We start from the raw sequence: 12,782 nt of genomic DNA, 5'->3' as shown, positions 1-12,782 counted from the left end.
TGTCCGAGGGCTCACCCGCGCCCCGCGCCGCCTTCTCCTACGACCCTCCTGAGCAGGGCCACCGGATACGTCGCGAACAGCTCGTCGAGAGCGACGGCCCCGCTGAACTGCCGCCCCGCGCCGATGACTTCGGCCCACTGCCCGTCCGGCAGGGTCAGCTCCGTGCCGGCCCAGCCGCCCCCCTCCGCGAGGCGCAGCGAGAGGCGGGTCACTGCCGTCACGGCCTCGCCCGAGCGGCAGAACGCCACGCAGTGACCGGCGCGCGGCCCCCGCGCGGGCAGCGCTTCGTAGGTGGCGGACGCACCGAACGCCTCGGGCAGTTCGCGGCGCGTCCGCAGGGCCGCCAAGGTCACCCCGAGCTTGTCGCCGGGCTCGGCGAGGGCCGCCGGGTCGAAGGGGACCGGACGCCGGTTGTCCGGGTCCACCAGGGCCGCGTACTCGGCCTCCGTGCCCTGGTAGACGTCGGGCACCCCCGGCATCGTCAGGTGGAGCAACGCGGCGCCGAGACTGTTGGCCCGTGCGGCACCGGCGATGTCGCTCACGAACTCCCGCACCGCTGAGGCCAGTTGACCGCCGGGGCCCTGCTCGACGAACGCGCTGACCGCCTTCTCGTACGCCGCGTCCTGTTCCGTCCACGTGGTGTGCAGGCCCGCCTCGCGCACCGCCTTGAGCAGCGCCGCCTCCAGCCGCTCCGTCTCGGGCAGGCCGCCGAGACCGACCGAGGTCTGCCAGGCGTTCCAGGCGAGGTGCGGATCGGGTGCCCCCGCCCCGGCGACCCGCTCAAGCAGCGCCGCCCACCGCTCGGGGCACTCGGAGAGGACCGCGATCCGGGCCCGCACCTCGGCGCTGCGCTTGGTGTCGTGCGTGGACAGGACGGTGCCCGTGCTCGGCCACTCCCGGGCCAGATGGGCGCAGAACGCGTGGAACTCGTCGGGTTCCACCGCGGGGCGCCCCGGGTCCCCGCCCACCTCGTTCACCGAGAGCAGCGGCGTGTAGCGGTAGAAGGCGGTGTCCTCGACCGACTTGGCGTGCAGCGCCGACGACGTCTGCGCGAAGCGGGCCCGGAAGCGGGCGTGGTCCGGCCCTTCGCCGAGCCGGCCGAGCGCCAGGTCCCGTACGACGTCGACCGCCGCGGCCTCCTCGGCGACCGAGAACGCGGACTTGGCCTCCTCGGCGGCCGACGCCGAGAGTACGAGCTCCGCCCCCGACAGGTAGGGCCGGTAGACCGGGACGCGGACCAGTAGCTCGCGCAGGGCGAGCCGCAGTGCCCACGGGGCGTGATCGCGCAGCTCCGGGCCGCCCGTCGCGCAGATCCGCCGGGCCAGCCGCACCAGGTGCTCGGTCTCGGCCGCCAGCTCATGGGCCACCACCCGGTGGGCGGCGCGGCGCACCGTCGGCTCCCAGCGCCCGCCCCGGTCGTCCTCCATGGCGGTGAACCGGCGGTACTGCGCGTCGAGTCGAGGGATGCCGCGCGGGTCGACGAACAGGCCGTCGATGTGGCGCAGCGCGTCGTACCCGGTCGTCCCGGCCACCGTCCACGACGTCGGAAGACGCTCGTCACCGGTGAGGATCTTCTCCACGACCGTCCAGCGGCCGCCCGTCGCCTCGTTCAGGCGGCGCAGATACGCCTCCGGTTCCGCGAGGCCGTCCGGGTGGTCCACCCGCAGCCCGTCCACCACTCCGTCGTGGACCAGCTCGAGGATCTTGGCGTGGGTGGCCGCGAAGACGCTCTCGTCCTCCACGCGGACACCGATCAGCTCGGAGATGGTGAAGAAACGCCGGTAGTTGAGCTCGGTCCTGGCAAGGCGCCACCAGCAGAGCCGGTAGAACTGCGCGTCGAGCAGCTCGGCCATGGGCAGGCCCGCCGTGCCCTCGCGCAGCGGGAAGCGCTCCTCGCCGTAGTGCAGTTCACCGTCCCGTACCGTCAGGCGGGCCATCTCCTCGGCCAGCGGCCCCGCCAGGACGGGCAGCAGGACCCGCCCGCCGCCCGCCTCCCAGTCGATGTCGAACCAGGAGGCGTACGGAGAGGAGGGCCCGGCCCGCAGGACGTCCCACAGCGCGCGGTTGTGGCGTACGGCCGCCGACATGTGGTTCGGCACGATGTCGAGGATCAGGCCGAGCCCGTGCTCCCTGGCCCGGGCGGCCAGGGAGCGCAGTTGGGCCTCGCCGCCCAGTTCCTCGCGCACCCTGCTGTGATCGGTGACGTCGTATCCGTGGGTCGAGCCGGGCACGGCCTCGAGGACCGGCGACAGATGCACATGGGAGATTTCGAGACCGGCGAGGTAGGGCAGCGCTTCCTCGGCGGCGGAGAAGGGGAATCGGGGCTGGAGTTGGAGCCGGTAGGTCGCGATGGGCGGCGTCATATGAACGTACGTACCCCGTCGCGCGGCTTCTGTTCGTTCGGCCCATGCGTATGCCCCGGTCGGCCGCGTTAGCTTCGCCTGATGGCTGGATCCCTGGGGACCTATCGCACGGTGCTGGCCCTGACCGGCCCGGCGCTCCCGCTCATCTCCTTCCTCGGCCGACTGCCGACCGCCATGTGCCAGCTCGGCAGTGTGCTGCTGGTCGCCGAGACCAGCGGCAGCCTGGCCACCGCCGGGCTCGCCGGAGGAGCGCTCGCCGGCGGGCAGACGCTCGCGGGCCCCCTCCTGGGGCGCGCCGCCGATCGGTACGGCCAGCGCCCCGTGGTGCTCACGGCGGCGATCACCAACGCCGTCGCCGTGACCGCTCTGGTCCTGGCCGCGCTCGCCCACCTGGCGACCGGATGGCTCGCCCTGCTCGGCGCCCTCGCCGGGGCGAGCGTCCCCCAGGTCGGCCCGCTCGCCCGCAGCAGGACCGTCGCCCTGGCGCACCGGGCGGGCGCCGACGCGCGGACCGTGGCCGGCGCGCTCTCCTTCGAAGGCACCCTGGACGAGGTCTCGTTCGTCCTCGGCCCGGCGTTCGTGGGCCTCGCGGCGACCCTCGCCCACCCGGCCGTCGCCCTGCTGACGGCCGCGGCCCTGCTCGCCGTCTGCGGCACGGCCTTCGCGCTCCATCCGACGGCGCGTCAGCTCTCCGCGCGACGGCGCGCGGTGGCTGCCCGCGGCCGGCTGCCCGGCGCCGTGTACGCGCTGCGCGCCACCATGGTGCTTCAGGGCGCCATGTTCGGCGCCTCGCAGGCCGGCATCACCGCCCTGACCGAACAGCTCGGCCGGCCCTCGCAGACCGGGCTCGTGTACGCCGCCATGGGCGTGATGAGCGCGGCCGCGGGACTCGCCATGGTGGCCGTGCCCGAGCGGCTGACGCTGCCCGTCCGCTGGCGGATCGCCACCGCGGGGCTGGTCGTGCTGTCCGTGCCGCTGGTGTTCGTGGACACGCTGATCGGCCTGTACGCCGCGGTCGTCGTGCTCGGTGTGGCGTACGCGCCCCATCTGATCACCGTGTTCGGCTTGACGGAACGGCTGGTTCCGGCCGGTCGGCTCGCCGAGTCGATGGCGTTCTTGACGAGCGGGATCGTCGGCGGTCAGGCGCTCGCGCTCGCCGTGTCGGGGCGGCTCGCGCAGGACCACGGCGCGGCGGCCGCGTTCGCCGTGATGGCGGGCGCCGGAATGCTCTGCGCGGTGTGCTCCTGGGCGGTGCGCGGGCTCGGCGGACGCCGCCCGGAGGCGGCGGCCTGCGCGGCCGTCGCACGGGGCGCCGGCGCGCCACCGGCGGCTCCCGTCGACGGCTGAGCAGACCCTGATCGCGTTCATGACCCCACTGTGCCGGAGCCCACTGACAATCGAACTCCGGCGCAGGTCAGAGCCGTTGAGGCGACCGCACGCGACGGCCTAGGCGGGCCTGCGCAGCACCGTCAGGCTCCGGCCGATCAAACCGATCCGTCCCCCCGCCGCCACCTTCGGCCCCTCGCCCGGCGGCACGCCCTCGGGCCGCGCGGTGTCCACCACCACCTGCCACTGTTCGCCGTGGTTGACCGGCACCACGAAGTCGATCTCCTCCGCGCTGGCGTTGAACATCAGCAGGAACGAGTCGTCGCCGATCCGCTCGCCGCGCGGACCCGGCTCGGAGATCGCGTTGCCGTTGAGGAAGACCGACAGCGCCTTCGCGCTCGCCGACTGCCAGTCCTCCTCGGCCATCTCCTCGCCCTCGGGGGTGAACCAGGCGATGTCGGAGAGTTCGTCGTGGGTGCCCTGTACCGGACGGCCGTGGAAGAAGCGCCTGCGCCGGAAGACCGGATGGTCGCGGCGCAGCCCCACCATGGCCCGGGTGAAGGCGAGGAGCGTGCCGTCCACGTCGTCGCCGGGGTCCGGCCAGTGCACCCAGGACAGTTCGTTGTCCTGGCAGTAGGCGTTGTTGTTGCCGCTCTGGGTGCGGGCGAACTCGTCGCCGTGGCTGATCATCGGCACCCCCTGCGACAGCATCAGGGTGGCGATGAAGTTGCGCATCTGGCGGGCGCGCAGCTCGTTGACTTCGGCGTCGTCGGTGGGGCCCTCGGCGCCGCAGTTCCAGGAGCGGTTGTAGCTCTCGCCGTCCCGGTTGCCCTCGCCGTTGGCGTCGTTGCGCTTGTCGTTGTAGGAGACGAGGTCGTTGAGGGTGAAGCCGTCGTGGCAGGTGTGGAAGTTGATGGAGGCCAGCGGGCGCCTGCCGTCGTCCTGGTAGAGGTCGGAGGAGCCGGTGAGGCGTCCGGCGAACTCGGCGAGCGTGCGCGGCTCGCCGCGCCACAGGTCCCGCACCGTGTCGCGGTACTTGCCGTTCCACTCGGTCCACAGCGGCGGAAAGTTGCCCACCTGATAGCCGCCCTCGCCGACGTCCCAGGGCTCGGCGATCAGCTTGACCTGGCTGACCACCGGGTCCTGCTGGACCAGGTCGAAGAAGGACGAGAGCCGGTCGACGTCGTGGAACTGGCGGGCCAGCGTCGCCGCGAGGTCGAAGCGGAAGCCGTCCACATGCATCTCGGTCACCCAGTAGCGCAGCGAGTCCATGATCAGCTGGAGCACGTGCGGGGACCGCATCAGAAGGCTGTTGCCGGTGCCGGTGGTGTCCTCGTAGTAGCGCGGGTCATCGGCGAGCCTGTAGTACTGCGCGTTGTCCAGGCCCCGGAAGGACAGGGTGGGGCCGAGGTGGTTGCCTTCGGCGGTGTGGTTGTAGACGACGTCGAGAATGACCTCGATGCCCGCCTCGTGCAGCGCCCGCACCGCCTGCTTGAACTCCAGCACCTGCTGGCCGCGGTCGCCCCAGGAGGCGTACGCGTTGTGCGGGGCGAAGAAGCCGATGGTGTTGTAGCCCCAGTAGTTCGACATCCCGGCGTCAGCGAGGCGGTGGTCGTTGACGAACTGGTGCACCGGCATCAACTCAAGGGCGGTGACGCCCAGTTGGGTCAGGTGCTCGATCACCGCCGGATGCGCGAGCGCCGCGTAGGTGCCGCGCTGCTCGGGGGGAAGCTCCGGATGGAGCATGGTGAGGCCCTTGACATGGGCCTCGTAGAAGACGGTGTGGTGGTAGTCGGTGCGGGGCGGCCGGTCGTCGCCCCAGTCGAAGAACGGATTGACCACCACCGACGCCATGGTGTGCGGCGCCGAGTCCAGGTCGTTGCGGCTGTCGGGCCGCCCGAAGTGGTAGCCGTACACCGACTCGTTCCACTCGATGGTGCCGCTCATGGCACGGGCGTACGGGTCGAGCAGCAGCTTCGCCGAGTTGCAGCGATGCCCGTTCTGCGGTTCGTACGGTCCGTGCACCCTAAAGCCGTACCGCTGGCCCGGCAGTACGCCGGGCAGATAGGCATGGCGTACGAAGGCGTCGGACTCGCGTAGTTCGACGGCCGTCTCCGAGCCGTCGTCGTGCAGCAGACACAACTCGATTCGACGGGCGGCCTCGGAGAAGACCGCGAAATTGGTCCCGGCGCCGTCGTACGTGGCGCCGAGTGGGTAAGCCTGTCCCGGCCACACCTGCATGGGCAAGACTCTTCCACTTCCGCTCGGTTTACTGGGGGGCTGTTCGGCCAGATCCTCCCTGAAAAGTCGACCCTCACCCGGGACGTCCGCGTGCGCCAACGGGTGACCCGGTTCGGGCCGACGCGATGCGAGCGCTATGAATCCGCTCACCCCGTCAGATAGTGCCCATCAGAACAGGCCGTATCCTCGGGCGAGTTGGCAAACTCGACTTGTGATCGGGCTGCAACGCCTCCCGGTGCCGGAGTACCCTTCCTTGATCGTTGAAGGGCGTGCGGGGGCGGGTCGGGCCCGCGGGGTTTGCCGGGGGGCGGAAGGCGGTGCGTGGGTGAGCTCGGGAGGGCTTGAGCTGCCCCCTGGTGACACGGGTCATGAGGGGGAGTCCGGCGACATCCCGCCCGGAGCGGTCTCGCTGGCGCGCCCGATGGAGATCGGGGCGGAGCTGGACTGGGACGCCGACGCCTGGAGCGAGGTGCGCACGCGCGCCCAGCGGGCCGGGCGCGCCTACATCTGGCTGAACCTGGTCGAGCAGCGGCTGCGCGCCGTGGTCGCCGCCGTGCTCCGGCCGATCTACGAACCGGTCCACGGCGACGACTGGGTGGTGGCCGCCGCCGGGCCGGCGGGCCAGGAGTGGGTGCAGCGGGCCGTCGCGGTGCGCGAGGTCTCGCGCCGCAAGGGCTATCTCCTGGACCCCGCCGACGACAACGTGCTCAGCTTCCTCACCCTCCCGCAGCTGCGGGAGCTGATGGTGCAGCACTGGCCGTGCTTCGAGCCGTACGTGGACGACCGCCGCGACGTCGAACTCGCCCTGGACGAGCTGGAGGTGGCCCGCAACGTCGTCTCCCGCAACCGGGCGCTCAACGAGGCCGTGCTGGCGCAGGCGGAGCGGGCCTCGGCGCGCCTCCTCGACGTGCTGGGCGGGGCCGGCGGCGCACCGGCCGCGCACCGTCTGCCCATCGACGCCGTCGAGGACCTCGTCGGCGACCGGTACGCCGATGTCGTCTCCGTCCACTCCGACCGGGTGCGCCTCCAGCGCCAGTTGCCCGCCGAGGACCTCTTCGGCGGCGCCCGCCGGCTGGACGCGATAGGCATCGGACTCAACCTGCTGGTGCAGAACTACTCGGGGCGGCGGCTGGTCCGGCTCGCCGAGACGGGCTGCCGCGTCCGGCTGCTCTTCCTGAACCCGGCGAGCAGTGCGGTCAAACGCCGCGAGCGTGAACTCGGCGTGAAAAAGGGTGAGTTGAGCCGCTCGGTGGAGATGAACATCCTGCACATGCGACGGGTGCGGGCCCGGCTGCGCGACCCCGGAGCCTTCGAGATCCAGGTCTTCGACGAGACACCGCGCTTCACCGCCTACCTGGTGGACGGGGACGGGTCGGACGGCCTCGCGGTCGTCCAGTCGTATCTGCGCCGCGCGCGCGGCATGGAGGCGCCGGTCCTGGTGCTGCGCGGCGGTGGCAGGCGGGGCGTGATGCGGCCCGGCCAGGACGTGGAGCACGGCCTCTTCGAGACCTACCGCGAGGAGTTCGAGTCGGTCTGGGTCGATTCACGCCCGGTGTCCTGAATCGTGGCTGTTTCTGCCTGGGTGCCTTCCCGCCACCGGCCGATTGTCAGTGCCGCGTGCGAGGGTGGTCGTCAACTGGGGGAAAGCACCACGAAGGAGGGGCAGCACCATGAGCTGGCACCTGGAACCGCTGATCGGGTTCGATCTGGAGACGACCGGCACCGAGCCGCGCGAGGCGCGCATCGTGACGGCCGCGATCGTCGAAGTGCGGGGCGCCGACGTGGTCGCCCGGCACAACTGGCTGGCGGATCCGGGCATCCGGATCCCGGCACAGGCGTCCGCGGTCCACGGCATCAGCAGTGAACACGCGGCCTCGCAGGGCAGGCCCGCGGCCGAGGTGGCCGACGAGATCGCCGAGACCCTGGCCGCCCACTGGCGCCGGGGCGTGCCCGTGGTCGCCTACAACGCCGCCTTCGATCTGACCCTGCTCGCCGCCGAACTGCGCCGCCATCACCTGCCGTCGCTCAGCGACCGGCTGGACGGAGCAGCCATAGGCCCCGTCGTCGATCCCTACACCATCGACCGTTTCGTGGACCGCTACCGCAAGGGAAAGCGCACCCTTGAAGCGGTGTGCGTCGAGTACGGCGTGGTCCTGGAGTCCGCGCACGACGCGGGGGCCGACGCGCTGGCCGCGGCCCGGCTGGCCGTGGCGATAGCCGAGCGCCACCCTCAGGTGGCGCTGCTCGAACCGGCGGAGCTGCATGAGCGTCAGATCCAGTGGTACGCCCAGTGGGCGGCGGACTTCCAGCGGTTCCTGCGCGAGAAGGGCACGGCGGACGCCGTGATCGACGGCGTCTGGCCGCTGCGCGAACTGGCCCCGGCCCAGGGCTGAGACGTGCCCGCGGCCTCGGACGGCCCGGTCAGAAGGGGTGCCAGCGCACCTCGGGGTCGCCGTCGCGCAGCGAGGCGACCCTTCGGCGGAACTCGTCGAGCGCCTTCGGGTTGGTGGGGGCGTGCTGAGCGACCCAGGCGCAGCTCGCCGTCTCCCGTGCCCCGCGCAGCACCGCGCACCCCTCCCACTCGCGTACGTCCCAGCCATAGGCGGTGACGAACGCGTCGTACTGCTCGACGGGCAGTCCGTACCGGTCGAGGGAGAGCGCCATCACGACCAGGTCGTGCTCACGGAAGTCGGCGGAGAACGTCTCCAGGTCGACCAGGACCGGCCCTTCGGGACCGATGTACACATTGCGGGGGAGGGCGTCGCCATGAACCGGACCGACGGGCAGCCGCGGGACGAGCGCGGCGGCGGCCTCGGCGAAGCCGTCCCTGCGGGCGCGCAGATACGCGGCGTCCGCCGGGTCGATCGCCTCCCCGGCCAGGCGTAGCCAGCGCTCGACGCCGCCGAGGAGTTCACGGCGCGGGAGCGCGAAGGAGGGCGTCGGCAGGGCGTGCACGCGCAGCAGCAGTTCGGCCAGGTCGACCGGGGTGGCCGGACGCTCGGCGGGCGGCAGCCGGTGCCACACGGTCACCGGATGACCCTCGACCAGGCGGGGCGCGGGCTCGGCGGCCCGGACCGCGGGCACCCCCGCCTCGGCGAGCCAGATGGCGACGGCCACCTCGCGCTCGGCGCGCTCGAGCAGCTCCGGGTGGTGCGTGGCGTCGCGCCCCACCTTGACGACCAGGCCACCCGCCGCGCCGGGACCAGAGCCGGGACCGGAGCCGGAGCTCGCATCGGGCAGGGCGAAGACGGCGTTCTCGCCGAGCGCCAGCAGCTCGGCGCCCTCGGTCCCGGCGAGCCCGCCGGGGTCGGTCCCTGCCGCAGCGGCCAGCAGTTCGCGTGCCCGTGCCTCGTCCATTGGTCTCTCCCGGTGATCGTCTCGGCCGGGTCAAGTCTCGCATTCACGCAGGTCGTCTTGACGAACGGACGACCCGTCAGCACGATGACGGAGTCCGTTCGGCATTACTGGACAAAGGGGTTGGAAAGGTGACATCGACGACCGTCCATGCACGGTCAGCCGCCAGAAAGCCGACGAACAGCCGACGGGGAGCGGACCGGCGCGGGGCCGGTGCCTGGTTCCTGGTGCTCCCGGCACTCCTGCCGATCCTGGTTCTCAGCGTGGGCCCGCTCCTCTACGGGATCGCGCTCGCCTTCACCGACTCCCAGTCCGGCCGCACCACCTCCACCCAGTGGGTGGGGCTGCTCAACTTCCGAGATCTGGCACACGACGGCTTGTTCTGGGATTCCTTCCGGATCGGGCTGCTGTGGGCGGTCGGCGTCACGGTGCCGCAGTTCCTGCTCGCCCTCGGACTCGCCCTGCTCCTCAACCAGAAGCTCCGGCTGCGCTGGCTGGCCCGGGCGCTCGCGATCGTCCCCTGGGCCATGCCCGAGGTCGTCGTCGGCATCATGTGGCGCCTGGTCTACCAACCCGACGCGGGGATCCTGAACGAGACCGCCCGCACCCTCGGTCTCGGCGGCGGCCACGACTGGCTGACCGGGCTCGCGACCGCGCTGCCCGCCGTGATCGTCGTCGGCGTCTGGGCGGGCATGCCCCAGACGACGGTCGCCCTGCTGGCCGGGCTCCAGAACACCCCCGTGGAACTGCACGAGGCCGCCGCCATCGACGGGGCCGGCGCCTGGCGGCGCTTTCGTACCGTCACCTGGCCGGCCCTCAAGCCGGTGGCCCTCGCGATCACCGCGCTCAATTTCATCTGGAACTTCAACTCCTTCGCCCTGGTCTATGTCCTGACCAACGGCGGTCCCGGCGGGCGCACCCGGCTGCCGATGCTCTTCGCCTACGAAGAGGCGTTCCGCTACGGCCAGTTCGGCTATGCGGCCGCCATGGGCTGTGTGATGGTCGCCGTGATCGCCGTCTGTCTGGCCCTGTTCCTGGTGGGACGGCTCGGGGAAGGGGACGACAAGTGACCGCCCGCACAAGGGTGTTGGGGCGCGCCGGACAGTACCTCGCGCTCCTCGCCTATCTGGTCTTCCTCGCCTTCCCGTTCCTGTGGCTGATCTCCACCGCCTTCAAATCGCCGCGTGAACTGGGCTCGCTCCACCCCACCTGGATTCCCCGCCACCCCACGCTGGACAACTTCCGCCAGGCCTTCGACGAGCAGCCGCTGCTCCACGCCGGTCTGAACAGCCTGATCGCCGCCGTGTCGGCCGCCCTGATCGCGGTGGTGATCGCGACCCCGATGGCGTACGTCATGGCCCGTCACCGCGGCCGGCTCGCCACCGCCGCCACGGGCTGGGTGGTGGTCAGCCAGGCGTTCCCCTTCGTCCTTCTGATCATTCCGCTCTTCCTCGTCCTGAAGAACCTGCGCGCGATCAACTCGGTGGGCGGTCTCGTCATGGTCTATGTCGTGTGGTCGCTGCCGTTCGCGCTCTGGATGCTGAACGGGTACGTACGCGCCGTCCCCGCCGAACTGGAGGAGGCGGCCGCGGTCGACGGCGCCGGGCGGCTGCGCACCCTCGTCTCGGTGACCGCGCCGCTGCTCGCCCCGGGGATCGTGGCCACCGCGCTCTTCGCCTTCATCACCGCGTGGAACGAGTTCTTCTTCGCCCTCGTCCTGCTCAAGTCCCCCGAGAAACAGACTCTCCCGGTGGTTCTGACCCACTTCCTCGGCGCGGAGGGGGTCGCCGACCTCGGCCCGCTCGCGGCGGCCGCCTTCCTCGCCACCCTGCCCTCCCTGGTGATCTTCGCGCTCATCCAGAAGCGGATCACCGGCGGCATGCTGGCCGGGGCGGTGAAGAGCTGATGCGCGACCCGCGCCGACCCGTCCGACGGCTGACCGTGGCCGGGGTGCTGGCCCTGCTCTTGCCGCTGCTCGCCGGCTGCTCCGGCGACCGAGCGGACACCGGGGGAGTCATCACCCTCCGCTTCCAGTCCCTGGCCTGGCAGAAGGAGTCCGTGGACGCGACGAAGGCCCTGGTCAAGGAGTGGAACGCCGGGCACCCGGCCGTTCAGGTCCAGTACGTCCAGGGCAGTTGGGACACCGTGCACGACCAGCTGCTCACCGCCTTCGAGGGCGGCGAGGCGCCGGACGTCATCCACGACGCCTCCGACGACCTGGCGGACTTCGCCTACGGCGGCCGTCTCGCGGACCTGAACGCCCTGCTGCCGGAGCGGCTCAAGCGCGACATCCCGGCGCGGAGCTGGGGGACGACGACGTTCGGCACGGGGGTGTACGGGGTGCCGTTCCTCCAGGAGCCGAGGGTGTTGATCGCCAACACGAAACTCCTCAGGTCCTCGGGTGTGCGCGTCCCCACCGTCGAACAGCCGTGGAGCTGGGCCGAGTTCAGCCAGGTGGCGAAGAGACTCAGCGGCGCCGGACGGTACGGGGTGGCCTGGCCCCTCAAGGAGCCGGTCTCCGCCACCCTCAACCTGGGCCTTGGCGCGGGTGGCCGGCTCTTCGCGCGGGACGCCGGGGGGAAGGCGAAGGTGGAGTTCACGGCCGGGGACGCGGTGGTGCCCACCACCATCGCCGCCCAGGTCAACACCGACCACAGCGCCGCCCGCGCCACGCTCGGCATGGGCGGCTCGGACACGCTGCCCGGCTTCTTCGGGGGGAAGTACGCCATGGTGCCGCTCGGGTTCTCCTACCGTCAGCAGATCGCGCGGCAGGCTCCGCCCGGCTTCGCCTGGACGGTCCTCCCCGCCCCGGCGGGCAGTGCCGGCCTCGATCAGGGCGTCAGCCCCCAGACCCTTTCCGTCGCCGAGGACAGCCCACACAAGAAGGAGGCCGTCGCGTTCATCGACTTCCTGCTGACGCCCGCGCACATGGTGCGTCTCGCCGGGGGCGACTGGATGCTGCCGACGGGCACGGACGCTCTCAAGGACCCGGCCCTGCACACCACCGAGGACGGCTGGGCCACCGGCGCAGCACTCGCCCCGTATCTGCGTCCGGCCCCCGCGCAGTCGGTGCGGGGCTACCCGGAGTGGAAGGACAAGGTGGCGACCCCCGCGCTTCAGGAGTACTACAGCGGGGCGATCGACACGGGGGAGTTGAGGAAGCGCCTGGTCCAGGACGGCAACCGGGTGCTGGCCCGCTACCAGCGCTGAAGCCCGGCCGCCCCCTCTCCGCGCGCCCCGGCCCGACCCCGCGCCCCCGCCGCCCCGGCCCGTCCCCCGATCGGGCCGGGGCAGTCCCGGTGGGGCGGCGACATTGCCCCTGCCGTGCCTTCGACGGTACGGGTGATCGGCAGCCCTCTCGTCGTGCTCCCAGGTGAACCGTCGAGGCCCCGGCTTCCCCCGTGCGGCGCGGTGGCATCCGTCGCGCGGAGTACTCAAGCGCCGCTTCCGCAAGGGGAGTTGGGGACGCGCGCTGGGCGCCGGGTTCACGCAGAGTGT

At 71.9% G+C, this 12,782-nt stretch carries 9 protein-coding genes; 6 read left to right on the top strand and 3 right to left on the bottom strand.

The genetic code is table 11. From position 1 onward, the window contains the following. Window positions 1-11 precede the first annotated feature (11 nt). Window positions 12-2,363, bottom strand: coding sequence for a malto-oligosyltrehalose synthase (treY, locus tag DWB77_RS09005; RefSeq protein ID WP_120720753.1), 2,352 nt, complete (start codon window positions 2,361-2,363; stop codon window positions 12-14). Between the two features lie 81 nt (window positions 2,364-2,444). Here treY and DWB77_RS09000 point away from each other — a divergent pair, with 81 nt between their 5' ends. Further along, complete coding sequence (locus tag DWB77_RS09000; protein WP_120720752.1) at window positions 2,445-3,710, top strand: MFS transporter; 1,266 nt, start codon at window positions 2,445-2,447, stop codon at window positions 3,708-3,710. Window positions 3,711-3,809: 99 nt separating this feature from the next. On the opposite strand, the gene glgX is transcribed toward DWB77_RS09000, so the two are convergent. Further along, entirely contained in the window at window positions 3,810-5,930 is a 2,121-nt protein-coding gene (gene glgX, locus DWB77_RS08995; RefSeq protein WP_120720751.1) for a glycogen debranching protein GlgX, read from the bottom strand. 325 nt (window positions 5,931-6,255) lie between these two features. Between glgX and DWB77_RS08990 the strand changes: the two genes are divergently transcribed. Next, window positions 6,256-7,491: an SAV2148 family HEPN domain-containing protein gene (locus DWB77_RS08990; RefSeq protein WP_120720750.1), complete on the top strand. Its 1,236-nt coding sequence runs from the start codon at window positions 6,256-6,258 to the stop codon at window positions 7,489-7,491. Between the two features lie 109 nt (window positions 7,492-7,600). Further along, entirely contained in the window at window positions 7,601-8,323 is a 723-nt protein-coding gene (locus DWB77_RS08985) for a 3'-5' exonuclease (protein WP_120720749.1), read from the top strand. A 28-nt stretch (window positions 8,324-8,351) separates the two neighbouring features. Here DWB77_RS08985 and DWB77_RS08980 read toward each other — a convergent pair whose 3' ends face one another. Further along, a complete protein-coding gene (locus DWB77_RS08980; protein ID WP_120720748.1) occupies window positions 8,352-9,287 on the bottom strand; it encodes a phosphotransferase enzyme family protein in 936 nt (311 codons plus the stop codon). Between the two features lie 128 nt (window positions 9,288-9,415). Between DWB77_RS08980 and DWB77_RS08975 the strand changes: the two genes are divergently transcribed. Genes DWB77_RS08975 through DWB77_RS08965 form a run of 3 tightly spaced genes read left to right on the top strand, consistent with a single transcriptional unit; the run spans window position 9,416 to window position 12,494 of the window. Then, on the top strand, window positions 9,416-10,354 hold the full coding sequence (locus DWB77_RS08975; RefSeq protein ID WP_120720747.1) for a carbohydrate ABC transporter permease: 939 nt from the start codon (window positions 9,416-9,418) through the stop codon (window positions 10,352-10,354). Further along, on the top strand, window positions 10,351-11,190 hold the full coding sequence (locus tag DWB77_RS08970) for a carbohydrate ABC transporter permease (RefSeq protein ID WP_246033470.1): 840 nt from the start codon (window positions 10,351-10,353) through the stop codon (window positions 11,188-11,190). The genes DWB77_RS08975 and DWB77_RS08970 overlap by 4 nt, the downstream gene beginning before the upstream one ends. Further along, the gene (locus DWB77_RS08965; protein ID WP_120720746.1) at window positions 11,190-12,494 is read left to right on the top strand and encodes an ABC transporter substrate-binding protein; all 1,305 of its coding nucleotides are present in this window, start codon (window positions 11,190-11,192) and stop codon (window positions 12,492-12,494) included. Before DWB77_RS08970 ends, DWB77_RS08965 begins: the two co-directional genes overlap by 1 nt. The last annotated feature ends 288 nt before the right edge of the window (window positions 12,495-12,782 follow it).

Origin of the sequence: Streptomyces hundungensis (assembly GCF_003627815.1) — a bacterium.
Taxonomy (GTDB): Bacteria; Actinomycetota; Actinomycetes; order Streptomycetales; family Streptomycetaceae; genus Streptomyces; species Streptomyces hundungensis_A.
The sequence above is the reverse complement of the archived record's forward strand: the minus strand, read 5'-3'. Positions and strand labels throughout refer to the sequence as shown.